Origin of the sequence: Aeriscardovia aeriphila (assembly GCF_002259595.1) — a bacterium.
In the GTDB taxonomy this organism is placed as follows: domain Bacteria; phylum Actinomycetota; class Actinomycetes; order Actinomycetales; family Bifidobacteriaceae; genus Aeriscardovia; species Aeriscardovia aeriphila.
The window spans coordinates 1-25,997 of record NZ_MWWU01000004.1; the positions used below are offsets into that span (position 1 = coordinate 1).

17 protein-coding genes and 1 CRISPR repeat array are annotated in these 25,997 nt (G+C 51.1%); of the genes, 1 reads left to right on the forward strand and 16 read right to left on the reverse strand.

Annotated elements, in window-relative coordinates; genetic code table 11:
• Window positions 1-34: 34 nt before the first annotated feature.
• A CRISPR array of direct repeats spans window positions 35-598; the repeat unit is 36 nt; unit sequence GTTTCTCAAGTCTCTGGAATGACAGGCTTCCGAAAC.
• Window positions 599-646: 48 nt separating this feature from the next.
• The 13 genes from csn2 to AEAE_RS05905 all read right to left on the reverse strand — a co-directional run bounded on the left by csn2 (window position 647) and on the right by AEAE_RS05905 (window position 20,151).
• Window positions 647-1,300, reverse strand: coding sequence for a type II-A CRISPR-associated protein Csn2 (gene csn2, locus AEAE_RS05845; protein ID WP_158520547.1), 654 nt, complete (start codon window positions 1,298-1,300; stop codon window positions 647-649).
• Window positions 1,301-1,308: 8 nt separating this feature from the next.
• Window positions 1,309-1,614 carry a CRISPR-associated endonuclease Cas2 gene (cas2, locus tag AEAE_RS05850; RefSeq protein ID WP_094690226.1) on the reverse strand — a complete coding sequence of 102 codons (306 nt, stop codon included), beginning with the start codon at window positions 1,612-1,614 and terminating at the stop codon, window positions 1,309-1,311.
• Between the two features lie 11 nt (window positions 1,615-1,625).
• Window positions 1,626-2,492, reverse strand: coding sequence for a type II CRISPR-associated endonuclease Cas1 (gene cas1 / locus AEAE_RS05855; RefSeq protein ID WP_094690227.1), 867 nt, complete (start codon window positions 2,490-2,492; stop codon window positions 1,626-1,628).
• Between the two features lie 181 nt (window positions 2,493-2,673).
• A complete protein-coding gene (gene cas9 / locus AEAE_RS05860; protein ID WP_094690228.1) occupies window positions 2,674-7,182 on the reverse strand; it encodes a type II CRISPR RNA-guided endonuclease Cas9 in 4,509 nt (1,502 codons plus the stop codon).
• 305 nt (window positions 7,183-7,487) lie between these two features.
• Window positions 7,488-9,518: a GH32 C-terminal domain-containing protein gene (locus AEAE_RS05865; RefSeq protein ID WP_094690229.1), complete on the reverse strand. Its 2,031-nt coding sequence runs from the start codon at window positions 9,516-9,518 to the stop codon at window positions 7,488-7,490.
• A gap of 133 nt (window positions 9,519-9,651) precedes the next feature.
• Complete coding sequence (locus AEAE_RS05870; protein ID WP_244569662.1) at window positions 9,652-10,710, reverse strand: LacI family DNA-binding transcriptional regulator; 1,059 nt, start codon at window positions 10,708-10,710, stop codon at window positions 9,652-9,654.
• 74 nt (window positions 10,711-10,784) lie between these two features.
• On the reverse strand, window positions 10,785-11,537 hold the full coding sequence (locus AEAE_RS05875) for a YesL family protein (RefSeq protein WP_094690231.1): 753 nt from the start codon (window positions 11,535-11,537) through the stop codon (window positions 10,785-10,787).
• Window positions 11,538-11,543: 6 nt separating this feature from the next.
• Window positions 11,544-12,479, reverse strand: a complete 936-nt coding sequence (locus AEAE_RS05880; RefSeq protein ID WP_094690296.1) for a carbohydrate ABC transporter permease — start codon at window positions 12,477-12,479, stop codon at window positions 11,544-11,546.
• 114 nt (window positions 12,480-12,593) lie between these two features.
• Window positions 12,594-13,550: an ABC transporter permease gene (locus AEAE_RS05885; protein ID WP_094690232.1), complete on the reverse strand. Its 957-nt coding sequence runs from the start codon at window positions 13,548-13,550 to the stop codon at window positions 12,594-12,596.
• A gap of 179 nt (window positions 13,551-13,729) precedes the next feature.
• Window positions 13,730-15,337, reverse strand: coding sequence for a type 2 periplasmic-binding domain-containing protein (locus AEAE_RS05890; RefSeq protein WP_094690233.1), 1,608 nt, complete (start codon window positions 15,335-15,337; stop codon window positions 13,730-13,732).
• A 479-nt stretch (window positions 15,338-15,816) separates the two neighbouring features.
• Window positions 15,817-17,406 carry a formate--tetrahydrofolate ligase gene (locus tag AEAE_RS05895; RefSeq protein ID WP_094690297.1) on the reverse strand — a complete coding sequence of 530 codons (1,590 nt, stop codon included), beginning with the start codon at window positions 17,404-17,406 and terminating at the stop codon, window positions 15,817-15,819.
• Between the two features lie 460 nt (window positions 17,407-17,866).
• Window positions 17,867-19,402: a C69 family dipeptidase gene (locus AEAE_RS05900; protein WP_094690298.1), complete on the reverse strand. Its 1,536-nt coding sequence runs from the start codon at window positions 19,400-19,402 to the stop codon at window positions 17,867-17,869.
• 203 nt (window positions 19,403-19,605) lie between these two features.
• Window positions 19,606-20,151 carry a YbhB/YbcL family Raf kinase inhibitor-like protein gene (locus AEAE_RS05905; RefSeq protein ID WP_094690234.1) on the reverse strand — a complete coding sequence of 182 codons (546 nt, stop codon included), beginning with the start codon at window positions 20,149-20,151 and terminating at the stop codon, window positions 19,606-19,608.
• 59 nt (window positions 20,152-20,210) lie between these two features.
• Here AEAE_RS05905 and AEAE_RS05910 point away from each other — a divergent pair, with 59 nt between their 5' ends.
• Entirely contained in the window at window positions 20,211-20,978 is a 768-nt protein-coding gene (locus AEAE_RS05910) for a type 1 glutamine amidotransferase (RefSeq protein WP_211277539.1), read from the forward strand.
• Window positions 20,979-20,984: 6 nt separating this feature from the next.
• On the opposite strand, the gene AEAE_RS05915 is transcribed toward AEAE_RS05910, so the two are convergent.
• Genes AEAE_RS05915 through topA form a run of 3 tightly spaced genes read right to left on the reverse strand, consistent with a single transcriptional unit; the run spans window position 20,985 to window position 25,823 of the window.
• A complete protein-coding gene (locus tag AEAE_RS05915; protein WP_094690235.1) occupies window positions 20,985-22,142 on the reverse strand; it encodes a DNA polymerase III subunit delta' in 1,158 nt (385 codons plus the stop codon).
• Between the two features lie 58 nt (window positions 22,143-22,200).
• Window positions 22,201-22,884: a dTMP kinase gene (gene tmk, locus AEAE_RS05920; protein ID WP_094690236.1), complete on the reverse strand. Its 684-nt coding sequence runs from the start codon at window positions 22,882-22,884 to the stop codon at window positions 22,201-22,203.
• A gap of 2 nt (window positions 22,885-22,886) precedes the next feature.
• Window positions 22,887-25,823 carry a type I DNA topoisomerase gene (gene topA / locus AEAE_RS05925; protein WP_094690237.1) on the reverse strand — a complete coding sequence of 979 codons (2,937 nt, stop codon included), beginning with the start codon at window positions 25,821-25,823 and terminating at the stop codon, window positions 22,887-22,889.
• Window positions 25,824-25,997: the final 174 nt, after the last annotated feature.

Sequence of the window (25,997 nt, forward strand, 5' to 3'; positions counted from 1 at the left end):
AAACATACCATCACACGCCCCACCCTTCAGGCTCGTTTCTCAAGTCTCTGGAATGACAGGCTTCCGAAACCCTTAGCCCTGGCTTCCTTCTCACTCTTCAGTTTCTCAAGTCTCTGGAATGACAGGCTTCCGAAACTGCGCTTGCGGGTTGTTTTGAGTCCCAATTGTTTCTCAAGTCTCTGGAATGACAGGCTTCCGAAACGGTGTGCAGTGCTTTTTATTCTATCATCTGGTTTCTCAAGTCTCTGGAATGACAGGCTTCCGAAACAGAAGCATCGCGTACCATGCCCGCGACCGGGTTTCTCAAGTCTCTGGAATGACAGGCTTCCGAAACAAAAACACGATGCCGAGGATGCAAGCGACAGTTTCTCAAGTCTCTGGAATGACAGGCTTCCGAAACTGTATATTGTCGACATGGACAGCCAGCTAGGTTTCTCAAGTCTCTGGAATGACAGGCTTCCGAAACCTTGACGGCGCGGCATGTGCATTTGCGGGCGTTTCTCAAGTCTCTGGAATGACAGGCTTCCGAAACCCCAGTAGCCTGAGAATAATACTGAACTCCGTTTCTCAAGTCTCTGGAATGACAGGCTTCCGAAACCGATAGCCTTAATGTTCGCTGAACAAGTGCTGAACATTGGTGAGACATTCAGTAAAGTTCTGTCCAATCTGCATCAAGATACCAGTTCCGCCCTTTCTCAAACTCAAGAGGCTGGTTAGACCTCTCAAGGCAAAGTACCTGTAATTCTTGTCTTAAAGTTTCACGCTGTAAGTATTCAATCTGCTCATTCGTGCAGTAATCAAATACATGTAGCAACACGAGTGTCTGCTCAACCTGCAGAGCTCCGGCAATTTTTATTATATCTTGCAGCACTTCAAATGCCGAATTAGCATCTGACTCTGCAAGTCGCGGATGGAACAATTCAAGAAGTAGTTTAGGGTCAAATTCATTATCCAGTTCAATATCCATCTCGTTGCTCATGACGAGATTGACCATAAATTGATATAGCTGCTCGGTGATCTCGTGAAGTTCCTGATATTGTTCATCTTGAAGAAACGAGATCAGTTGAGAGAACATTACCTTCTTGAAAAGACTGTTCACATCGATTCCAGATGCCGGATCACCCAGGAAAATACAGACTTTTGAAGCTATTACACGCTTCTTATCAGAGAAGAATAACCACTTTTCTTCACTTGACGAGATACTTTGAACCAGATCAAAGTATGCGGATGTGTTTTCCATGGCAATTACATTAATTCCAAGCTGCGGTTCAATTGGATGTTCCATCATTGGAGTAGCCATGCGCGTAATCATATGACGATCGTCCTTTCAATTGAGTTGCGGACATCCTCCGATGAAGACCCCACGAGAAAACGGATTCCTGTGTATTGCTTTTCGGTAATGATCAGCGATTGAACAATTCCTTCTCTCGGCGTGAAACTTGCGACGCGCTGCTCGAGAAGTCGAGCTGCACTTTCATTGGAAGCTATACGAACGTAAACAGATTCTTGGATCATCAGAAAGCCTTCCTTAATCAATGACCTCCTGAACTGGCGGTATCGCTTTCTTTGGACTGCTGTAACAACTGGAAGATCAAAGAAGATCATGACTCTCATAACTCGATACCTCACTGTTCCAGCTCCACTGTTGGAAGCTTCTCACTGCCATTGAGATATGAAATACAATCGTGGACATATTTTCCTATGGCGAGAGATAGGCTCGTATGATATTCGGGACAAGGAGTCAGAAGGAGATCAACGAGCTTGCGCTTTGTTTCTGGGTTTATTTCCTTCAATTCATTCTCAATAACGAATTTATCAACAATCGGGCGGAAAGGTTCCATAAGGTCACATGGAAAGTTCCATTGATTATTGACATTATCGTGATGAATTCCAAAGTGACACAGATACCCGTTCACGCTGATTTGTCGTGCTACCTCAGACATGAGGATTGCATAGCCATAGTTGAGTACGGAATTGATTGGGTTTTCATCATCCCCTCTCGTAAATTCGTAAGAGAAGAGACGTGGAAAATACATGTGTGCAGCAACCGCTTCCCTATTGTTCGTATCGCCCGGAACAACCTGATCCGCTAGCTTTGCCACATCATCATAATCCGCAACATCTTGTTGAGCTAAAACGTATGCTTGGTTACAAATCTTTGCTTTTACTATTGATTGCCAGAGCATATCCTTTCGCTCTTCTTGCCATTGCATCTGATTGAGAATATGCGCCCGTTGGGAATCAGTACCATTGAAAGGCATAATTTGCCCCATTGGTTGCATTCTCTCATCGCAGAATATAACTGCAATATTCCTATCACACAGTTGCGAGAGAGCATGCGTCGATATCATCGCTCGAGGAGATTCAATCAGCACCATATCAAGATCAGACAGAGGAATCTGATACGAGTTATCAATGGTCTGAACTAGTAGAGACCCCAATTTTGAACTAATTTTGCAATGATGCGAGATAATTACATTTCTCCATGCCATTTTATCCCCTTAGGTATATACTTGATTAAAGAGTTGTTGGTCACAACTCCAGACGTTTTTCTAGTCTCTGGAATGACAGGCGTCGAAATAAAGCAACTAGGAAACTAGGAGCTTCACAGTTTTTCGCCGAAAGGCTTTAAACAAAAGGCCTCCCAATGGGAGGCCTTTTGTATTTCATCTTCTATTCATCATTCATTGCATTCTTCTGCGCTTGTTCCTTGAGCTGAGCAACAGTCATTCTCTTCTCAAATATTCCACTTGGAGATTGGAAGATGAAGATATCAGTATCTTGGAATTTCAGCCCATTATCCTGAATTCTTCCAAATGCTGTTCCAAAACCGTACTGATGAAGTGCCGTCTGAAGCTTTCCTGGGACGCTCAGAATTCCTACATACGCTTTGAAAGCTTTTTGCTGCTCATCAGTATCAGCATTTTCAAATACTTCTAGGAATGCTTGTTCATCATCCGGGAATTGCGTGAATTTAGCATATTTCCGATGCGTGATATGCATCAACTTACGCATCAGTGCACTAGCTTCTCTGGCAACATCAACTGGATCTGAAGAATCATTGATCCGAGAAATCAGCAGGTCAAAATTCTCCGGTTTCTCCGTCAAGAAGACGTGAAGCTTTCGATAATCAGTATGCTCTAGCCACAGTTCCTGAGCATTCTTTAACTCAGTTGCAGAAGCCAAGCGAACAAGATGGGACTTCTTCTTACCCATCTTTGCTGGATGATATTCAACGAGCTGACCAACAGGAACATGCTTCAACAACACTGTGAACTTGTTGATACCACGAGCTCGAATAATCTCCTCTTCACTCTTCTGCCCCGACTGGACCAGAGAAGCTTCTTGTGCAGTGAAAGTCTGAAGGCTGGTAACCTCATTCTTTCCCTTGACATAGGAAATCAGAACCATATAAGAACTCAGCGGAGTTGCAAAACCACCATAGAACTCTGGATCCTTACCATGTGCTGTTGGAGCCTTCTTGCCAGGAGCAGTGCGCGGAATAATCGTCTGGTTGAAGAAGTTACCCTTGATATCACCACTACGCCGCGTGATAAGCATCTTCTTAAAGTTCATCACATGTTGGGCATAATCATAATTCGACTTGTCCCACACAACTTCTCCTGTAAAAGCATTCGTTTGCTTTTCAACAGAAGAAGATCTCATGCTACCAACGATAAAGCCATAAGCACTGCTTGGCTTCACTGCTTTATGACCATCATCCTTACCTAACTGCTTCCTATATTGATCCTTCTGACGCTCAAGCCAAAGGTTAAACAGATTGCCATCAGAATTTCTCTCACTATCGAAGAAACCTCGATTCTGAGCAAACTGCGCTGCCAGAGCTATGCAGAGAGCATCTTGCGCATGGTGATAATCATTGATATCACGGTCTTTTTCTGTGAAGCCGAGATAACGACGCATATCATGGGTCACTGTCGACGGCAGACCACGAACAACAATCTGATCGTCGTAATGATGACGAAACAGATCAGCCACATTCGTCATAATCTGACGGGTTTCCACCAAAGCTCGCGCTACAAAACGTTGTTTCTCAACGGTGCTCAATTGATCATCTGCCAGACGAGACAAGTTATTGTACTTCTTCTGTCCCATCAAACCATTCTGATGAAGTAGCTTCCACAAATTACGGACTTGAGGCTTGTTCTCACCATCATGCCACAGGAAGCTTCGATCAGACTTAAAACCGTTCGTCGGTCTGCTCGTCAAAACACGGTTTTCCAGCGAATCATCCTTCACCAGACTCTGTGGAATAATATGATCGATATCGTATTTGCTCGAGATCTCATCAATATTGATTGGCTCACCCGTGTAAATATCCTTACCTAGCTGAAGGAAGTACAGGAAGAGACGGTCATTAGTTTGAACATCACGATCTTTGAGCTGCTTTTCTAATTCAGAGATGTCCTTAGTCAATGAAGAATCTGATGTTTTCTTCATCGCTTTGAACAGGTCCTGCAACTGCCTTTCACGTCGAGAAGTTCTTACAGATGCTTGAACTTCGTCTGCCATTTCAATGTACAAAGCAGAAGGAGCACAGCCAAGAGCAGAGGTAATATCTTGAACAATTCGGAAGGCCTGGATTACACCGCGTCGAACAGGTGCAGACATACGCCTCTGCTGAAGCTCTTCCATGAATTGCTGCTCAGAGCTAATATGCTCTTGCTTCTCAGACCACCCTGTATTGCACTGTTCAATCCACTGTGAGAAATGGTTGCCAGTGTTCTCATCATCATCTTTGAGGATCTCTTGCAGATTCTTGTTATCTTTCTCCAGCATTTGCAATACGGAGAAACGTTCTGAGCCGAAGCGAATTTCGCGTGAGGTTAAGAACTTCCGAGATAGCTTTCCCCAACCGGTGTAGTGAGTCTTCGCGAATTTCTGCGCAAGAGCACGAAGGTCATATCCTTTTCCATCCAGCACAGAGCTTTGAAGAAGATGAAGAATTTCATCTGCACGCATCTTTTCATCTTCAAACACAGTCTGTCGGATAACGATATCATCAAAGAAGTCACGCTTTGATTCATCATCGACCAGCTTGCTGACTTCGCTGTGAGGCATGAAGGCAGAAAGTACCTTCCTCATTTCAATATATGAATCAAGCGAAGCCATGAACTTGCCTGGAGTTGCAAAACCCTTCAACTCATATGCTGCCACGAATTCATCACTGAGAACTTCCTCTGCTCTCTTTTGAGAAACGCTCTTATGTTGTTTGAACAAATCAAGAAGAACGAGTTTTTCATCAACCGTGAGTCGGCGGATATGCTCATACGAGCGATTCGCCTGTTGCGCAATAACACGAATATTGTTGAGCTCATTCAACACCTCAAATAGCTCGTAGGTAAAAGAGTGCTGTGGCAGCGTCTTCTCGCCCAACAAATAGGTGTCAGTTTCCGTGAGACGATCAATAAATTGCTCAGCAGACCTTCCGTAGTCGACTACTTCATGAATATTCCAAGGAGTAATCTGCTCATGCTCATGACCAGCACGTCGTTGCATCCAATGGTTTTCACCATTAAACCCACCATTTTCAACGCTCTGCTGGGTAGCAAGAGGGCCTACGAAGTACGGTACACGGAAGTTCACTAAGCCAAGGATCTTATATTCAGACTTTCCATCACGGTTAGTGAAGGTATCAGCAAGGAAAGGATAATATTTCGCTTGCTTCTCGATTATCTTCTTTACCTCATTGCCGCTCAGCTGATGCGGAATGACAGAGTTGTTCTTATCTCTCAGAAGCGGGAACAGTTGGTCCGGGTCTGATACCAAGTCTGAGAATTGCTCAATTGTTAATTCTTTTCCATCGAAGGGAACGAAACCTTGCTCATTGGTGAACAGTTCACTTGGTTTGCCAAGAATGGTGTTTTCTTCAACGTTGCAGAAGAACTTTTTGGCATTACCTAATGCCTTTTCATATGTATTTTGTGCTTTTGAACCGCTCCACCGCACATTACGCTTGAGCATAATGAAGTAGTTCTCATTGACTTTTGAAGTTAGTTTTTCTTCCCCGCTGCTCTGGTTATCAACCTGATCTGCCCAGCTCATGAAAGTTTGCAAATGGTCGCGGTGGCTATTGAACGCCGTGACCTTCGCGTCAGCAATACTGGTTTCTCCTGATAGAAGGATTTCCAGTTCTACTTCGCTGTGAACTGTCTGGATCATACGGATAACCGAAATCTCTTCTTCAGTGAAGATGCCAGAATCATAGATTTCCTGCAGTTTATCATCAAGGTCTTCGGCATCAAACCGAACACTGACGAGCTTCTTTTGGTCCGTATCAAGCTCGTCCTTGGTGAAGAGCTTGGCAAAATCAGTCTGCAGACCTGTCAGCGCGCGGAAAACAATTTTCAAGGTATCAGCGGTTTCCTTGCTGAAATTATCCTTGGCAATCTCAAGTGCTCGATCTGCTCGAATAGATTTGCTGCCCTGTGAAGTAAGCGCGTGTTCGAGAGAAGGTACTAACGAAGTTTTCTCTTCAGCAAGGTCATCGGTATCGAGAGAGACTCGTGGTTCCTCAGTTGAATTGAGATTTACAGCGAAGGCTACCAACGCTGTAACATCTTCATCATTGAGTACTCGTGAGGCGTCAATTTCACCTTCAGTGAGGAAGTGGCCACGGTACTTCACCAGGTGGTGGAGAGCTGCGTAAATCTCGCGAATATCGTGTTTCTCTGTGTCATTTATCAAAGCTTGACGCAGATGGTAAATAGTCGGATATCGATGCGCAAATGCAAGGTTTTCATCTTTGGTAGGGAAAAGATAGCCCAAGGAATCTCTGTTTAATCCTTTATCAGCAATAGTTTTCTCATCCTGAGGATGAACCCACGAGTACTGCCTTCTGAGGAAGAAAGAAGGATCAATCTGGCGAATTGCTGGTTCAAACAGCTCATCAAGTAGACGAAGCCTCCAAGAGCGACGAGAATAGCGACGACGTGCTGCTCGGTAACCACGGCGTTCAGCTGCCGTATGAGCCGGGTCAAACAAACGGGCTCCAATGAGTTCTTTTCCTCGAGCTCTCATCAATCGGTAGGTATTCTGGTTGATAGCAACCCACCCCACAGAACCTGTACCAATATCGAGTGCGACTGCATATTTTTGGAGTGCGTCTGCATTGGGCTTTCCTTGGTTCTCCAGTTGTTGACGTCGTACTATCATCGTCATGCCTTCCTCTTTAATCACCTCTGATTAAAAGTATTAGTACGAGCTTAGCAACTATTCTGCCGACTCATTCACAATTCAAATCTACTGTGCATATTCTTGTTTTCGTTGGAATGAAGCCATTCTTGGCTGTCACCGGCATTGACTGATCTTCGCATTTTTACTCAAAATTGCTTAGTCGTGTCAATTCCGAGCAAACATACGGAAACTTATGAGAAAAAACGCGCGCAAGTCAGGGGAAAACTTACGCGCGTCTCATCATCGTTGCATCTACCTGGAATCAGCGGCAACTCAACTTCAGCTCGCCATTACTTCCACACGGGGTTCAGTTGGTGCAGTGAGAGCGTAGCGAGGCTGCCTGGCTTGTCGACAGCGAACACTGCGCTGGTGGTGATGGGGAATTGGAGTGCTGCGGCGTCTTCACCATCGTTGACGAACACTTCGATCATCGTTCGATCCACGAAAATTTCGAGGTGACGGGTTGGTGTCAGCTGCGTGCTATGGAAATCAATGTCGTCACTGCGCATTCCTTGTGTGACGAGCCGTACGATGCCGTCGCGCTGAACCACTCTGACAATCTGGCTACCGTCGGAAGACTGGGCGACAAGGAAGCTAAAGTCGTCGTCGCCAGTGAAAGTAAGGTCAGCGAAGTATGCGTTGCCACTGAGCTGAGCAGCCTTGAGAAGAGCGTCATTGACTGAAGCTTGAGCGAGCTCCTCCGGATTAGCAGTGTAGAGAGTCTCTCCCACTAGTTCCTTATATACTTCAGCGATCGGGTGCGAATACAACCGGCCATGTTTCACGTGAAGCTCTCGCGGAAGGGACATCGTGCCATGAGCGAGGCCTACTTCTTCATGCGCAGTCTCAGCGTAGTCAGCCATCCAGGCAAACACGATGCGGCGCCCACCAGGAACAGAATCGTCATAAAAGCTCTGCGTCGCGTAGAAGGCGTTGCCAAAGTCAACGTTTCCAGAAGCTTCAACTTCAAGGCGCTTGTTCACCAGATTGCCCACGTACCATTTCACAGGTTGGAAGCGGCCTGCATGGTCGCGATAGTGCATGAGTGCGCCCGCAGCGACAATCTTGCCATCCAGAGCGAACAGGTCGGGGCATTCGTATGTTTTCGCCACACTATGTGCACGGTCGGCAAGAACTGGGCCTTCGTAGCGCCACGGCTTGTTGGCATGCAGCGGAAGAGACGAGGAAAACAGTACCATGGCAGGAATCTGCTGCTCGTTCTTCTCTTTCAGGTTACGCTCACCTCGAGGTGACTGGCTGAAATCGCCGCCGATTGTCGCGTCGTAAACTCCTGCAACATGAGGTGCAGGAAGATTGTCAGAGTGGTTGTGCTCCTGGGTACGACCACCGCCAGTTTGTGGCAGTTCGCTTGCTGCAATGTTTGAGGCGACGACTATGTAAGCTCGATGTGAATCTACACCGGCTGAGTCTGAGGAGGCTTCAGCAAGGCGAGAGCCGAGTTCTACCTTCGGATCACGAAAATCGATACCGTAGGCTTCGCTCGGGCGAGTGATAACTGCTGATTCTACTCCGAAGTGGATGGCGTCAGTGCTGACTGCAGTTGCTTGCCATTCCACGGCAGAGCCGATGTCCCCTCTGACTTCTTGGTGTCGCGTCAAATAAATGCGGATAGCGTCAGCATCGGCTCCTACACAGGGGTTTCCTTCTTCGTCGACGGTGATCGCCGAGCCAGAGAAGGCTCCGCCTGAAATCTCAGGGTGAGTGGCGAAATCTGCTTGAGGTTCCAGGGCAATGGGAAGCATGCGCCAGTGTAAGAGGTCTTCAGAAACAGCATGATTCCAGTGCATGTTGTCCCAACCCCAGCCGTAGGGGTTGAATTGGAAGAAGAGGTGGTAATGGCCACGGAAATAGCATAAACCGTTGGGATCGTTCATCCAGCGGGTGGACGGTTCGAAATGTACGGAAGAACGGCGTGAGTCGTACATGTCTTCAATCTTCGGCAGCACAGGCCAAACCGAATTCTCGGCATCGAGATTGACCATCTGCACGCCAAGGCTGATGAGGTCATCGGCATCGTTCAAATAAGCGTAGCGTGCAATGGCATTCTCAACGCTGACGTTCACGGTGCTGAATTGTTCAACCGGAATGGAAAAATGATGGCGTTTCTGGCCTTGAGGCATGAGGTAGGTGCGCGTTGAACGTTCATCGCGTGAAGAAGCGTTTGCCGCCTCGGGTGCACTCGCACTGCTTGTTACGCTAATGCAACCTACTCCTTCATCCTCGCCTTCCAGGAACACGTCAAGAGTGCGGTATACGCCTGTTGGGAAGGACCGTGAAACAGCGTTGTATCCTGCTTCCATTTTCTCCTCTTCTCAGCCAAATTATGCTAGGGTCTTTCCCTAGTATACGTTAAACGTTTAACTAAAGGAAGAGAGATGATCACTTTCCTCTCCCCTCCTCCATTTCACTTCTGCACGCTATCAACGCACAGCTTTACGCCACTGATTCCTTCTCCAGCAGCTCACAGCGCAGCGAAACAGCCTGCATATCCATCTGCTTCAAAACCGTGGCAGCGTAAGGGTCAGACGCCACAAGAGGGCGTAAAGCCTCTACCCCATCCATCTGAGCTACCAAACGCAACACACCTTGATAGCCCATCGCATAATGAGGAAGCTCGACCGTCGTCAAACGAGGAATCAACAGTGACGCAATAATCGCCTCATTATCAACACCGACAATCGAAATATCCCTACCAATGGCCAAACCCAACTCGCGCGCAGCATCGTACACGACAGCAGCTCGCTGATCGTTAAAGCAAAAAATTCCATCCGGTTGCACAGTGGAAATCAAATGTCGGGCAGCAGCAGCCTCATTATCACCCAACTCTTCAATTTCGTAATGCACTACCAGATGATCGTCAAACTCAAGCCCCGCGTCTGCGAGCGCCTGACGGTAGCCCTCGTACCTGTTAATCTCAGCAACAATACCTTGAGGCGAGCCAATATAAGCAATACGCTGGCAACCAGCCTGAGCCAAACGAGTTGTCGCGTCATAGCCAATGGAAAACTCATCAGGAAAATAGGACGGCACGAGCCCACGCTGATCCTCACCATCGACCACAACAGTAGGGATTCCCTCCAACTGCGAAGGAACTGTCACCTTCTGGTGGAACATGAGAGCGTAAATATAGCCATCCGGCTGGTAACCGCGCATCACTGACAACACCTGCTTTTCCAGCCGCCTGTCACCGTTGGTGTTGACCATGAGCAGGACGTAGCCGAGTTTTCGTGCGGCGTCCTGGGCTCCCAGAAGTATGGTTCCTGCGTAGGGTGAGGAGCCGATGGAGTCAGTGAGGAAGCCAATGGTGTTTGACTTGCGCATTTTCAACGTTTTTGCAGCGGCGTTGGGCTCGTAGTTGAGCTCTTTGGCAATCTGGAGCACTTTTTCGCTCGTTTTTTGTGAAACGCGATTCTCCGTTTTGCCGTTGAGCACTAAAGAGACGGTACCAATGGAAACTCCCGCTTGGTTTGCGATGTCTTTCATTGAGATCATGCCGCGCCTCCTGTGGCTACTTCCTTGTTGCCGGCTGCCACCATTATACGTATGCGCGCTGGCGGAGGTTGAACTCATTTTCCCCTCCTTTCTGGTGAAGTTGCGGCGGGATGAGCTTGCTGGTCAACCCCGCGCGTCGATAATGCGGCTGGCTGGGCTTGCTGGCTGGCAGTAGTCGTTTGCCGTGACATTCCTGGTAATCTTGCGGCAACATAAACGCAAGCTTGGGTCAGGCCAATGGGAAGCGACAGGCCGAAAGCGGCAAGAATTCCAGGCCAAGTGAAGGTTGCGAGTACCGCCAAGATTGCCACTGCGATGAGCAGCAGGCTGCAGGCGGGACGGGCGATGATCATGACCATGGCTACATGCGCAGCCCATCGGTTTGTTTCAGCGAAATTGGCGCGAACAGCCCACACCATCAGGCTAAAGAGGCTTAAGATTACCACTGCCAAGAGCAGCAATCCCGAGGAAGCATACCCCAGCGGCCCCATGTCGTTGCTCAACACGAGGAACATAGAGTAACCGATGAGCGCCCAGCCTGCGGCAAGAGCCCAGCCCATCTGATTAGCCGAGATGAGCTCTTGCTTCCATACTCGATGGAAGCACATCCAGGTTTGCTTCACACCCCACTCACGGTCACTGTCCAGCAACCAGGAGCGATACGTAGCAAAACCTGCTGCAATGCTGGGGAAAAAGCCTGCCACGACGACTCCGAGCAGCGTGTGAGCCACAATAGCCACATTGATGACGAAGACGAGAAGGATGGCGCGGCAGACTTTTTCATAACCTCGAGCGAAAGCCCCGAAGGCTGTTAAATCGCGATTCATAGCTGATCAGCCCTTCACGGCTCCAAGCATGACACCCTTGTTGAAGTACTTTTGCAAGAACGGGTACAAGATGAGCAATGGAGCAGTCGAAACGATGATGATACCGAACTTAATCTGGTCAGCGGCCTGCTGTTGGGCAGCAGCATCCACGTTTGTTCCTGTACCTTGTGCGACGAGGAGCAACTGTTGGAGAACCACCTGCAATGGCTGCTTCGTATCATCGGTAATGAAGATCAAACCAGTCATGAAGTCGTTCCAGTGGCCGACAAAGTAATACAGGCCAATCACAGCGAGAATTGCTGAGCTGAGTGGCAACACAATGCGGAAGAAGTAGCCAAAGTAGCTCAAACCATCAATCTGAGCAGCATCATGCAGCTCCTCAGGAATCGAAGTTTCAAAGAAGGAGCGGGCGACGATCACGTTGTACACGCTCACGGCTCCTGGCAAAATGAACACCCACATGGTGTTGTTAATCCCTAAGGACTTGTACAGCAAGTAGTTCGGAATCAGACCGCCACCAATAAACATGGTGACAGTGAAGAGGAAGAGAATGACACGGCGAGGCTTAAATTCTCGACGAGAGAGTGCGAAAGCGCACGGAATAGTCACTGCCATGTTGACAGCAGTACCGAGAACAGAGTAGAGAATCGTGTTCATATATCCACGCCAAATGCGAGCGTTGGCGAACACTTTGGCGTAACCCACCCACGTCACATTCTTCGGCAGCACAGTCACAGTACCTGCAGCAACACTCGTCGGGTTCGAGAACGATGCGATAACGACGAACCACAACGGGTAGAGTGTTGCGATGACGACGAGTACCAAGATGACGTTGATAATGATGCTCACAGTACGGTCACCGGCAGTCATCGAAGGGCGAACCTTCTTGTTGAAAGGAATATTTTCACCCAGCGACTTGGGTTTGAGCGAGCCATTAGCCATCAACCGTTCAATGGGGTCAGCAGAGTGCTGGCGGCGACGAGCGGCGAGCATGACGGGATCTTCGTGTGTTGTACGAGTTTTCGCAAACAAAGCCATTTTTCTCATCCCCTAGCCTTAGAAGATGCTCTGATCAGAAACGCGCTTGGCAATCGCATTAGCGCTGATCAGGAACACGAAGTTGACGAGAGTGTTAAACAAGCCAATAGCCGTCGAGTACGAGTACTGGCCGTTCAAAATACCGATTTTGTAGGTGTATGTGGAAATAACTTCCGTTGCGGGCAGGTTCAGAGCATTTTGCATCAAGAAGATCTTGTCGAAACCGACGTTCAACACAGAACCCATCGTCATAATCAGCAGAATCGAGCAGGTTGGCAAAATAGCAGGGAAGTCAACATAGCGGATGATCGAGAGTCGGCCTGCACCATCAATCTTGGCAGCTTCATACAGTGAGGTGTCTACACCAGCGAGTGCTGCCAGGTAGATGATGGAATTCCACCCGCAGTGCTGCCAGACTTCTGAGATCCAATACACGTTGGTAATCTGGTCGGGATTTCCCATCAGCGACTCGGAGCCAAAGAAACGGCCGAGAATACCAGTACCTGGAGTAAGGAAGATGTTGATCATCGAGACGATCACCACCACAGAAATGAAGTGTGGCATGTAGGTGATGGTCTGAACGAAACCCTTGACCTTCTTCGAACCGATTTGGTTGATGAGCAAAGCCAGGATGATCGGGAAAATGAAGCCCATGACGAGTGTCCACAGAGAAATGCGGATCGTGTTCGTCATAATTTCACCGAAGAGTGGACTGTGGAAGAACTGAGTGAAGTACTTCATCCCCACCCAGGCTCCTCCCGTTAAGCCTTGGGAGGGGTTAAACTCGCGGAATGCCAGCAGAATTCCCCACATTGGCACGTAGGCGAAAAGTGCGATGAAGAAGAGAGCTGGGGAAGCGAGAATCCACAGCTGCCAGTAGCGAGAAAAATGATCAGCAATTTTGTTCAGCAGCCCGGTTTTACGCCGGTTTGCTGCTGTGGGCGCTTGTATGGCCCGTGCTTGGGAATGCGCCATGGAGCTTCCTTTCCCTAGAATTTCTCAAGATTATCAGCGCTGGTTGAGGGCCAGCTCACAGAAAAAATCGGCGCCGTGCACCGCTCGTTATTGGGCACGAACTGTGCGCGGCGCCGAAAGCAGAGATAGTGATCAGTTATTAAGCACTCAGCTTGGCGATCACGCCATCAAGCTCCGGCTTACTTCACGACCTTGTCGTAGTACTTTTGCCAGATCTTGATGTTCTGGTCGAGCCCGAGGCTTGGCTCAGAAATCTTCTTGACGTAATCGTTCCATTCCTGGTCGATTCCGCCCTTTTGCAGCCACTTTGCCAGCTGGTTATTGCCATAGTTAGCAATAGCAGTGTTGTTGTTTTGCAAGGTGTTGGTGTCATCAATGCTTGGCAGAACGTAGATCGGGATGACGTCCTTCTCGCCGTCCACGTGCTTGCGAGCATCACGCACAGCGAGGTCGGAAGCAGTCACCTGTTCAGCGTTCGTATCGCCAACCATCTTCACATCGTCGCGAATCCAGCCACCGAAGCGATCTTGCAAAGCAACGGCGCGAGTATCAGGGTACTCAGCATAAGCTTTCTTCGTGTCGACGGTGTACTGATGGTTACCATCATCTTTGACGATGTCCGGAATAGAACCGTAGAAGCCTTCCACCGAGAGCTTCTCCGAGTACATGGCGTTGATGACCTTCCACACAGCCTTCAAGTTGGCAGCGTTCGGGTTCACAGTCACGCCAGAAGCAGTGTAGGCCCAGCGTGCAGCATCTTGAGAGTAGTCCCATTTAACCTGGGAATCTGGAGTAGAAGCGTCCTTCTTCAAAGGTGGGAGGGTGACGTACTGCCCAGCAAGATCGTTGCCGAATTCGGAATAGTTTGACCAGCCGAAAGTGACGCCAGACTTCGCAACCTTACCATCGGAAATGGTTTGAGCCTGGTACTGAGAAGCGTCGCGGGTGAGCACGTCCTTAGGAATCAAGCCTTCCGCAAGCAGCTCGTGCAAGTAAGAGATGGTGTCCTTCAAAGCTTGGGAAGTCCAGTAGGTCTTCACCTTGCCATTCTCAACGTAGTAGCCCTGTTCAGAAGCGCCACCGCCCATGAAGGAGGTGACAACGCCTTCAGAGTTCATCAAGGTCAGTGGGCTCCACAAGCCGAAGCCGAGACCGCGAATGTTCATTGGCACTTCGTCAGCCTTGCCATTGCCATTCGGATCATCCTTCTTGAAGGCTTCGAGAACCTGCTTGAGCTCGTCCCATGTGGTTGGCATCTTCAAGCCCAGCTTGTCGAGCCAGGTTTTGTTGATGAACATGTGGGTTGCGGACACTTCGTAGCCCTTGCCACGGTCAGATGGCAGCAGCGGGATCTTCTTGCCTGTTTGCACGTACTTGAGTGCGCCTGGGTGTGCGTCAAAGAATGCCTTGACGTTTGGCATGTCCTTGAGGTGTGGGCCGAAGTCAGCGAAGTAATCCTTGTACTTGGCGGCGTCGTTGCGGTCGAAGAGGCTCAGGCCGATGTCTGGGAACTCAGAAGCAGCCATTTTAGCGCTCTTCTGCTGGCCCCATGCGTTGTCGGAAACCTCACTCCACTTGATGGCGCACTTGCAGGCTGCCTCAAGCTCCTTGGTGAAGCCCGTCTTTTGCATAGGATTATCAGTGACGTTACGGCGGACCAGGATGTTGACGATTGGTCGACCCTGGGAGTCGGTAGTTGGCTTAGAATTTCCGCATGCTGCGAGTGGAACGATGGTGGCAAGCGCAACGGATGCCGCCAGAATCTTCCATGCACGTCCTTGTGACATTGCGTCCTCTTTCTCTTCCTGTTTCGTGTTCCTGTCACGAAATCAGAACTCCTCATGAGTGCGCAGGGTGTGCTGTGCGGCTACCCTGCCCGCTCGTGATAGCCTTACCCTAACACGTTAAACGTTTTACGTCAAACGTTTAACATAATTTTTTTTTGAGATTACCATCACCCTTTTCTCACCCAGAAAAATCCATCACCAGCAGCAGTGCCCCCAGCCGCAACTGCAGGCGTTTTCGTAAACCGCGCTTATAAAACAGCTCGGTAACACGAAAAACCTCCCGGCAGTGGCTGATCCACTACCGAGAGGTTTTCAGTGATTCATCTGTGGTCTCACTTGTACGAGAATGCCTTTGGAGATTGAGCATTCCCAACCTGCTTGAGGATGCCCATCCATTACTCATTTGAGAATGTTCATCCCCAACTCGCGTCAAAGGCAAGAATACTTATCTTCAGTCAAACCAGCGCATGCCGATCCCGTCACACGATCTTGGGCATACTTGTCGTCAAGCTCGTCGTCACATGAATCTGCAGAATTTTCGCACCTGCATGAACAGATGTCATTTTGAGCGTCACCGTTCGCTCATCAGCATCCGCCTCATCATTGTCGGTAATGACCGACGGCGATTTAATCGGGCAGATGGCAAATTCGTCAAAATTCATGCCAGCAGACTCAACAAGCTTGCGCGCTGCGAGCAAACTGGGCTGATAATCTTGACGTGCGATAACCCGAGATGCAGGAACTCCCAACGCTTGCTCAATGATGGTGTACAAGCGCTGCTCGACGCTGCGGTGAGTATCCATCGTCGCGACCTCATCAGCCGAGGGAGCATGAGCAGGCCCGTGAGCGCGAGCAGACTTCAAGAACTCAAGCAAGCCATCGAGTTGAGGAGCCAAAGCTTCTCCCCCGTCTCGGTAAAGGTTACCAATGAGAGGCTCACGCAAACCACGTTCACGCGCACGAGTACGCAGCTGCTCGGTTTCGTCGTCTTCTCCGCTCCACAAGTTGAGCAGTGGGAAGGCTGGTAATCCTACTTTTTCCATGCGTTGGATGTTGAAGTCGTAGCGCCAGCCGAGTTCTTCGTTGTTCCAGGTGGAGGCGCGGGAGACGACGACGCAGCAGGTTGGCCAGGGGGCTTTGTAGAAGGGCGTGGCGAGGTCAATCCACTTTTCTGCTCCGGCGTCTGCTCCGTAGCCTGCTTCGATGATGACGACGTCGTGCAGGCTTTGAGCGAGTTTCATCACGCTAATAGAAGGAAGGCCGAGGGATACGTTCCCGAAGGGGCCTGCGTGAATGTAGACGGGTGAGCCTTGGCGTGAGCGGGTGAGCACGGGGTTGAGAGCGTCACCGAGAACCGTCATAATGCGGTCGATGTCGACGACTTCGCTAGCGAGGATGGCTTTTCCTGTTGAAGATTGGCCGACGATCATGTGTGCGATACGTTCTGCCATTTCTGCGCGAGAGTTGGACAGGACGACGATTTGCATCAGTTCGCTGGCTGGTGTGATGACTGTTTTTTCTTCGAGGTCTCCCCTGGTCCCCGTTTCTTTGTTGATCTGATGATCGACGAGAATGTGGCGTAGTGAGCGGCTGGGCAGTTCGGATACGCGAGGCATGAGAATGGTGGCAAGGCGGTCTGGCTCTTCGTCATGCATTTTCTCCGCTCGGGAGACGATGAGGTTTTGTGCAGTTTCGATTTTGGCCATTTCGCCGTACAAGCCCCAGTCGGTGAGGTTGACTTGTTCGAGGCTGGAGACTCCGCCGCCTGAAGCTCCTCCTTTTGAGCCTGCTGCGGTGATTCCCATGGATGGTTGGCGTAAGACTGCTGCAGCGTCGATTCCTCTGGCACGCAAGGCGTCGGTCAGGGCGATGACTGCGGTGGTTTTGCCTTCGCCGCGGCTTGCTTTGAGTGGTGTGTCGGAGGTGACGAGCACAATCTGGCCTGTTTTCCCTCTTACCTGCTTGTTGGCGAGTGCTTCGAGCCAGCCGTAGGCGTCGATTTTGAAGTTGAGACCGTAAGGTTGGGTAAAGTCAGCAAGATTTTCAGCGATGTCACGTTGTTTCACCATGGTTGTGAGAGCAGAGTTGAGGTAGCTTCGCAGTGCGCGAGCTTGTGTTTGGTGAAGCTCGTGGAGAGTTTGCTGGTGTAGCTCTGCTGGGTGAGAAGCCTGCTGGAGTGGTGACGATGCTGAATTGACTGACATAGTGTTCACTGTGTTTGGGATAGTTCCTTTCTCTGCCGCAGTGTTGTGCACTGTGGGTGTGAGCTGTTCTCTCACAACAGCTTGTCCTTGGTGAGATTACCACTGGAAAAAGAGGAAGAAGAAAAACGTTATCGAAGCGTAACAAAAGTGCTCAGCGTGGTAGACGCTGAGCACTTCATCATGTTCGCAGTGGCAAGCAAACCTTCTTCTGACTACTGCTCAGTTATCGGATGAGTAACCCGTCCGTTTTCTGATCAGCTTTGTGATCCGTTTTGCAACTGGTTATCCGATTGGTTTGCCATCGGTTATCCGATCAGTTTCCCGATCAGTTATCGGAGAGGAAGAAGCCGTTGCGCATATGCATCGAGGTGGTGTACAGCACGGAGTCGAGCAATGCTTCGGTATCTTTCTTCAACTGAGTGGCAATCTTGTTGTTTGCTGCTTCGAGGAGCTTTTGCACCTCGGGAAGCTCAAGGTTGTCGAAATCGGTGGAATCGACGAGCTGGGCTGCGGCTTTATCCGTTGCGCTCAACACCTGGTGGCCAAAGGCCAAGGTCTTCTCCTGGTAGCGCTCGAGATGAGCCAGGTTGTCCTTGAAGTGAGCGTCAGCAAGTGCTGCGATCACGCGGTTTGCCCAGTAATAGTTTTCGGTTGTCACGCGGGCAGTGGTGTTTTCCAAGTACTCAGGAGTGCTCAGAACATTGGTGTAGTACGGCATGATCGTGTTGAATGGGTTGGAGCCCATGGCGATCCACTGCACGGCGCGGAATGCGGCTGGCTTGTCAGCGCGAACTTCCATGACGGACAGTTGAGACTGACGGTTAATGCCGATCGGGCGGTACATGCCACGAGTCTGTGCTGTACCACGGTTGTCGTACGGGTCGAATGCTGTTCCCTGGTAGTGGGAGCTCAACACGTACTTGATGTCCTCAATGGTAATCTTGCGCTCTGGCTGGCGAGCCCATGGAATGTCGTTGCTCTCCGGGGAGTGGAGGGCTTCAGCAGTATCCCAATCCTCATCGTAAGGGTTCAAGAAGCGCTGCATGAACCACGCGCGAGGAGTGTTGTAAACGTGGTCAGTGTCGGAGTGAGAGCCGAAAGCGTCACGCGGGTTAATGTGGCCAGTGTCACCATCTACTGACAAGTTGAGGTGGTTTTCTTCGATGAACTCGCGCAGATCAGCAGAGCACATGTTCTCCGCTTGATCGGAGAAGGCATCATCGAGGTCGAAGTCGTCAATTCCCAGCTGGTTTGGCATGGTCACATAGCAGTCATCAGGAACGCGACGAGCAATCCAGTGGTGACCACCCACAGTTTCCAACCACCAAATGTCGTTTTCATCGCTGAAAGCAACACCATTCATTTCATAGGTGCCATACTTTTCGAGCAGTTCGCCCAGCCTGAGCACACCTTCGCGAGCTGAGTGGATGAAAGGCAGAACGAGAGTGACGAAATCTTCCTCACCGATACCGCCAGCCTGTTCAGCAACATAACCTGGCTCGCCCTCTTTGCCCTGAGCTGGCTGGAGCTCAACGAAAGGATCAGCTCCGCGCACACGCTCATTGGTGGTCAGAGTTTCGGTGGCGCTCATGGCAACATTGGCTGCATTGATGCCTGCTTCACCCCAAATACCTTCGTTGAGAATAGCATTCGGCGTTTGAGTAAAGCGCATAGCCCCTTGTGGCAACGGCACTTCAACGTGAGAGAGAACAGAACGGTAAACCTTGGGCAGTTGCTGCGGCTCAACAACCTCAAAACGCTTCGGGTTAAACTCACCGTTGGCGGAGTCCTCATTACGGGCGATGATCGGTGCGCCATCGTAGCTGGCAGCTTTACCGACAAGAATAGTGGTGCACGCCATATTCTTTCTTCCTTCATTCTGTTTCTTGAGATTATCAGCGCGGAACACATGCAACACACTGCACTTCTGCACATCTGGACTGCACTGCACTCCATCCGTACTGCACTCGCGCTGGTAATCTTGCAAAATTTCTTACCTCTTCCAGCCTAATAGCCCGGCTGGTCGTTTCCTCTGACAAGGTGAAACCAGTAATGACGCGTGTTTCACTGCCGACCGACAAGGTACAGCCATGCTGGATCGTTAATCTGTGCCTTGTTGAGCTCGTGATACATCTGATTAAGCCAGAAGCCTTGCCCCAGCTCAAGCGGCTGCTCGCTCTCCCACACCATGAGCTTGTAGTAATGGTCGGCATCTGGTGGCTGAGGCCCAACATAATGCATATACACCTGAGGATTATCAGAGCCGATCATGCTTCCTGCCGTTGAGTTTCTTCCACACAAGGCTTCAGGAACCATCGACATCATCATGCGAGAGAAGTCCTCTGGAATTTCCACTGCTTGAGCATCGTTCATGTCAAACATCAGCGCATCAACGGGAACATTTGCTACTGCCCAGTGAATCCACTGGAATCCACACACTGGGATAGCATCATCATCCACCAACGCCCAATGCAAATACTGCGTACCAGGTTTGAGCTGGTCAACATAGAAGGGGAATGACATAATCGCCATCCCATCTTCCTGCAATGGTGCAGGAGCATGTTTGCTGTATTGGTCAGGAATCACAGAAAAATCAGTTGTAACGCGCATATTCTTATTATCTCTCAGCCCTCGCCTGACTACAAAAGAAAAAACTATACTAGGGGACCATGAAGCACGAAGACCCCATACAGATTGCCATTATTCAGCATGTCGACCACGAAGGACCAGGCCTCATCCTGAGATGGGCCGAAGAACAGAACGCTTCTTATGATCTTTACCATCCCGCTGATGACTGTATTCTTCCGGATTGGCAAAAACTTTCTGGCAAGCGCAGCCTTCTTATTATTCTCGGTGGACCAATGAACACCACTGATAATCTCAAGTGGCTGAAGCAAGAACGCACACTGATCAACAATTGCCTTGCTCATGGAGTTGCTGTACTCGGAATTTGTTTAGGCGCTCAACAGCTTGCTACAACCCTCGGTGCAGCAGTGCTTCCCGCACCTTACAAAGAGGTAGGTTGGGCACCCATTGAACGCACTAGCTCTATAATTCCAGGCATCCCACCACAGCTGATAGCATTACATTGGCATGAGCAGATGTTCCGTATTCCTGCTGGTGCTGAGCTCCTCTTCTCCTCTCAGCTCGTAACCAACCAAGGTTTTGCCTGTGAAAAAGGAAAAGTCAATGTCACTTTCCGCTCACCGCTCATATCTCAGGAGAGTGTCACCAGTTCGAAAGCTCGAGCAGTAGGTCTGCAATTCCACATCGAGCAGGATCATGATGCCGTTCGCGAGATCGTCGCACACGACGGCGGTTATGCGAACATCGACAACGCTTTGAACCAGAGCAGCTCCTCTATCCTTGCCTATGATCACCCCAACGATGCCTATCCAGCGCTGTGCAGCATTTTAAACTGGCTCATACACGAGTGAGCTCATCTAGCGTTTAAACGGTGGGATGAGAGTGCACAGCATGGCTTCGAGGTCGAGAAGTGGTGCACCGTTGCCTTGGATGCGACGGCGTGCTACTTCCACAGCCTCGAGCCTCTGTGTAGCCTCAGAGCGAGTGAGCTTGACGGCTAGCTGCTGAAGCTGAGCATTATTCTCTAAGTTCACTATTCCCACGGACTCGAGTGCATCATTGTGAATGACGCTGATATCGCGGTATACCGAGGAAATATCGGTGAGAATGCGGTCAATGATGTCGCGATAGCTGCGCGTTACTTCGCGCTTTTTCTCATCGGCTTTGCCAATCCTGTTGTATTGAGGGCGAAGTGCAGCAGGGACAGGCTTCTTCTCCTCTAAGCCATTCTTGCGTTTAAACTCTAGCTGTTGCTTCTCAACGCGTTCGTCGACGGTTTGCTGGGCCTGTGCTTTCGCATCCTCATCAATCTGGCGAGCCAGCAACACTGCATCTGAGGAACGCGTCATGCTGATCACGCCAGAAATCATGTTTGCCCTGGTTGCCAACATGTCGCGATGCGTGGCATACAAGCTCGCAATTCCAATATGGCCTTGAGAGATTCTGGCAATCTGAGCGGTTTGAGAAGAAGTGAGATCAGGGTAGCGGCGAGTAAGGAAAGCCGCGATGTCTTTTGCTTGAGGAACAGCCAGCGTCACCAGCCGGCAGCGAGAGCGAATGGTTGGCAAAACATCCTGGGCAGAAGGAGCGCACAGCAGCCAAATCGTGTGCTCGGCAGGCTCTTCGACTGACTTGAGCAGCACATTCGTTGTGCGTTCACTCATGCGATCCACATCTTCAATAATGAAGATTTTCCACTGGCCAACAGAAGGCATCTGCTCCGATTCCGCCACCAGTGCGCGCACATCGTCAATGCCGATTGTCACTGCTTGTGTTGTCAGAACACGCACGTCTGGGAAGCTGCCCAACTCAATTTGGTGGCATACCTCGCAGGTACCGTCCCCACCATTGGGGCATTCCAAAGCTTGAGCGAAGTCGCGAGCAAGAACAGAGCGCCCCGAGCCGGGAGGGCCAACAAAAAGCCAGGATTGCGCAAGAGCCTGCGGCTGGTCAATCACTTTTTGCAAGCGCGCGACGACAGACTGCTGGCCAACAATGTTATCCCACACACTCATGTTGTTCCTTCCCTGCACTCTTCTGTGCTTGCGCCCGTTTCCCTACCTTCGGTCTGCTTTAGCGTGTTGGAGACAGGAGTTTTCGCACGTCGCCACACAGCTCGTTGTGAATCTGGCCGATCGTTTGGCTCGCGTCGATTACGCAGAAACGCTCAGGATGCGCGGCTGCGAGGGATAAGAAGGCTTCGCGGGTACGTTGGTGGAAACTTTCTTTCTCTGCTTCCAACCGATCTGGCTGCTCGCCCCTGATTAAGGCCACTCGACGGTGCGATTCTTCCACACTCATGTCGAGCAGGTAGGTTCTGCTTGGCCACAAATTCCCTGTTGCGAGTTGCGACATGGCGAGAATTTGGTTGCTGCTCAGCTCGCGGCCTCCTGCTTGGTAGGCCAGGGAGGAGTCGATGTAGCGGTCTGAGATTACCACTGCTCCCCTGTTCAGAGCTGGCGCGATAACTTCGTGCACGTGTTGGGCCCTGTCGGCAGCGTAGAGCAGTGCTTCCGCTCGCGGGGATACAGCTGCTGCTGTGTGTTCTGGGTTGAGCAGGAGTGTGCGGATTGCTCGGCCAAGTGCAGTGTCGCCTGGTTCGAAGGTAGTAACTACTTCTCGGCCATATTCTTCTCTGATCCATTGGGCGAGCATGTTCACTTGTGTGGTTTTGCCCACTCCGTCGATGCCTTCAAAGGTGAGGAAGAGGCCTGATGGTTCGCTCGTTGCTGCACTCACGTTGTTCTCCTCAGCCATGCTCACTCGCTCGCTGTTGTTTTTGTGGCGCGGGTGCTCGTTCGCGCACTTTTCGTGGCGCGGGTTGTGGTTCTCGCGGTTTTCTTCGCAGTTGTGGCTTTCTTGGTAGTTGTCGCCTTCTTCGTGGTCGCAGCCTTACTCGAGGAAGCCTTACCTGAAGCAGTAGCCTTACCTGAAGCAGTCTTCTTCGCCGTCGTCTTCTTCGTCGTGCTGCGCTTTGTCCCCCGCCTTGTGCTCGGGCCAGCCTCACGCTTCTCGGCAAGCAGACGGAACGCATCCTCAGCAGTCAGCGACTCGACGGTGAACTGTCGCGGAACAGTCCTATTCGTCGTGCCGTCGGTGATGTATGCGCCGTAGAAACCGTCCTTAACGACGACTGGCTTGCCGGTGGTCGGGTCGTTGCCGAACTCCTTAAGCGGCGGCTTAGCTGTTCCCCTTCCTCGCCGGTAGCGCGGCTGGGCAAAGGCAGCTTGTGCCTGCTCGAGAGTCTCTGTGAAAATCGCATCTTCCGACTCGAGTGTGCGCGTTTCCTTCTTACCCTCGCTGCTCGTCTGCGTCAGGTACGGGCCGTAGCGGCCGTTGTTGGCTTCCACGGTGTACTCGATGAGCTCGCCCGTCTTTTCATCGGCTTTTTCGTAGGTGCCTACCACTCGCGGCAGGGAGAGCAGCTGGATCGCCTGCTCCAATGTCACGCTTCCGGGGGTCATGCTCTTGAAAAGCGAGGCCATCTTGGGCTTAGGCTGGTCTTTCTTGCTCTTCTTGTCGTCTGAACCCTCCAGATTATCAGGGCTCACTTGAGCCACGTACGGGCCAAAGCGACCCGTGCGCACTTCAATCGTGTTACCCTGCGCATCTGTACCCAACACGCGAGCACCGCCAGCATTTGCCGCCAGCAGTTCGCGCGCCTTCGCCACCGTCAACTCGTCTGGTGCCAAGTCGGCCGGAACGGATGCCCGGCGAGGGTTACCTTGCTCGTCTAGCGAATTGGTGTCCTCCACGTAGGGGCCGAAGCGGCCGACGCGCACATTGATGCCTTCACCAAGAGGCACAGTGTTAATCTCATGCGCATCGATGTCCGGAAGTTGGGCGAGCTGGGCTTGCAAGCCGTCGTTCGCCTCTTGCTTGTTTGCCACGGAGTGAGGCTTGTGCCCGAAATAGAAGGCAGTGAGCCATTCGAGGCTTGTTTCCTTACCCGAGGCGATCTGGTCGAGGCCCTTCTCCATTTGCGCGGTGAACTCGTAGTCGACGAGCGTGGGGAAATAGCCTTCGAGCAGGCGGGTTACGGAGAAGGCGAGCCAACTAGGGATGAGCGCGCGGCCCTTCTCATACACGTATCCACGGTCGATGATGGTGGAAATGATGCTCGCGTAGGTGGATGGGCGGCCGATTTCCTTGGCTTCCAAAGTTTTCACCAGGCTGGCCTCCGTGTAGCGGGCCGGCGGCTGGGTTTGGTGTTCCACGGCTTCCACGGGTGCAACAGCCCTGGTAATCTCGCCTTCTTGCATTTGTGGCAGACGGGTTTCCTTTTCCTGAGCCTTTTCGCCGTCGCCGTAGACGCGCAGGAAGCCTGGGAAAGTGATGACCGTGCCAGAAGCTTGGAATTCTGCGTCCCCCTTGCTGGTAGGCGCGACGAGCTTGACGGTTTGGGTGGAGCCAGTGGCCGGTGCCATCTGGGTGGAGAGGGTGCGCTGCCAGATCAGCGTGTACAAGCGCAACTCGGTGGGCGAGACTGCCGCTGCAATCTCTTCAGGAGCGCGGAAGTGCGAGCCTGCTGGACGGATTGCCTCATGCGCCTCCTGCACTCCCTCACCATGGTTGGCGAAATGGTGCGGCTTTTCGGTCAAATATTCGTTGCCGAAACGCTCGGCCACTTGTTCGCGAGCCGCCTGGATTGCCTCGTTGGACAGGATGATGGAATCGGTTCGCATATAGGTGATGTAACCGTTTTCATACAGTGTTTGTGCGGCGCGCATGGTCACGCGCGAGCTGAAGCCCAAACGGTTGCCGGCAGCCTGTTGCAAAGTCGAGGTGGTGAAAGGCGCGGCAGATCGGCGAGTGTACGGCTTCTTTTCGATGCTCGTCACGCTGAAGTCGGCGTTTTGCAGCTGCTGGGCGAGCTCGTCGGCCTCAGCGCCACTGAGTTGCACAGGATTATCACTGCGCGCTTTATCGGTGAGCTCACCTTTGTCGGTAAAGTCGTTGGATCGGGCGAGGCGGGTGTTGTTCAAGCCCGTCATACGCGCTTCAAAGGAGAGATCCTCAGCAGCGCCGGTCGTTGCGTCAGCGCCAGCCTCATTCTCTACCGGCGCCACCACCGCAGTAATATCGCGGTACGTAGCCGGCACGAAAGCCATGCGCTCCTTCTCGCGCTCCACAATCAGGCGCGTTGCCACCGACTGAACGCGGCCAGCCGAGAGTTTCGGCCCAACCTTCCTCCACAGCACCGGGGAGAGCTCATAACCATACAAACGGTCGAGAATGCGCCTGGTCTCCTGCGCATTCACCATATTTTGGTCAACGTCACGAGTGGAAGCGATAGCTTCCACAATGGCCTTCTTGGTAATCTCGTGAAACACCATGCGGTGAACGGGAACCTTCGGCTTGAGCGTTTGCACCAAGTGCCAAGCAATAGCCTCACCCTCGCGGTCCTCATCAGTTGCGAGGAAAAGCTCGTCAGCCTTACTCAAAGCGGACTTGAGCTCCGCCACCGTACGCTTCTTCTCCGGCGAAACGATGTAATAGGGCTCAAAACCGTCGTTGATGTCGACACCGAAGCGACCAAACTTCTCTTTCTTACTCGCCGGCACCTGCGAAGGCTGGGCGAGGTCGCGAATGTGGCCAACCGAGGCGAGAACCGTATAATCCGGGCCCAAATAGCCTTGGATCTTCTTCGCTTTGGTCGGAGACTCCACAATGACGAGCTTATTGCCGTGTGCCATATTTCCTCCCAACGACTCCGGTTCTTCTTCCGACTATTCCTAGCGGGTAGCCCTGACGAACACCACCAAATCCTCACTGACCAGCAAGCTGCGCCTCAGGCCGTACTCATGAACGCAGCTGCTTCTACTTTGCCCGCACTCGCCCCCATTGTGCAAGCTTTCCGCGCAAAATGT

Bases quoted from the DNA above. Each gene is read 5' to 3' on its own strand.
- tmk (WP_094690236.1), bottom strand. From the start codon at position 22,884: ATGGCTGAGGAGAACAACGTGAGTGCAGCAACGAGCGAACCATCAGGC.
- AEAE_RS05880 (WP_094690296.1), bottom strand. From the start codon at position 12,479: ATGGCTAATGGCTCGCTCAAACCCAAGTCGCTGGGTGAAAATATTCCT.
- AEAE_RS05865 (WP_094690229.1), bottom strand. From the start codon at position 9,518: ATGGAAGCAGGATACAACGCTGTTTCACGGTCCTTCCCAACAGGCGTA.
- AEAE_RS05875 (WP_094690231.1), bottom strand. From the start codon at position 11,537: ATGAATCGCGATTTAACAGCCTTCGGGGCTTTCGCTCGAGGTTATGAA.
- AEAE_RS05885 (WP_094690232.1), bottom strand. From the start codon at position 13,550: ATGGCGCATTCCCAAGCACGGGCCATACAAGCGCCCACAGCAGCAAAC.
- AEAE_RS05915 (WP_094690235.1), bottom strand. From the start codon at position 22,142: ATGAGTGTGTGGGATAACATTGTTGGCCAGCAGTCTGTCGTCGCGCGC.
- AEAE_RS05895 (WP_094690297.1), bottom strand. From the start codon at position 17,406: ATGGTGAAACAACGTGACATCGCTGAAAATCTTGCTGACTTTACCCAA.
- cas2 (WP_094690226.1), bottom strand. From the start codon at position 1,614: ATGAGAGTCATGATCTTCTTTGATCTTCCAGTTGTTACAGCAGTCCAA.
- topA (WP_094690237.1), bottom strand. From the start codon at position 25,823: ATGGCACACGGCAATAAGCTCGTCATTGTGGAGTCTCCGACCAAAGCG.
- AEAE_RS05870 (WP_244569662.1), bottom strand. From the start codon at position 10,710: ATGATCTCAATGAAAGACATCGCAAACCAAGCGGGAGTTTCCATTGGT.
- AEAE_RS05910 (WP_211277539.1), top strand. From the start codon at position 20,211: ATGAAGCACGAAGACCCCATACAGATTGCCATTATTCAGCATGTCGAC.
- cas9 (WP_094690228.1), bottom strand. From the start codon at position 7,182: ATGACGATGATAGTACGACGTCAACAACTGGAGAACCAAGGAAAGCCC.
- csn2 (WP_158520547.1), bottom strand. From the start codon at position 1,300: ATGGCTACTCCAATGATGGAACATCCAATTGAACCGCAGCTTGGAATT.
- AEAE_RS05900 (WP_094690298.1), bottom strand. From the start codon at position 19,402: ATGGCGTGCACCACTATTCTTGTCGGTAAAGCTGCCAGCTACGATGGC.
- cas1 (WP_094690227.1), bottom strand. From the start codon at position 2,492: ATGGCATGGAGAAATGTAATTATCTCGCATCATTGCAAAATTAGTTCA.
- AEAE_RS05890 (WP_094690233.1), bottom strand. From the start codon at position 15,337: ATGTCACAAGGACGTGCATGGAAGATTCTGGCGGCATCCGTTGCGCTT.
- AEAE_RS05905 (WP_094690234.1), bottom strand. From the start codon at position 20,151: ATGCGCGTTACAACTGATTTTTCTGTGATTCCTGACCAATACAGCAAA.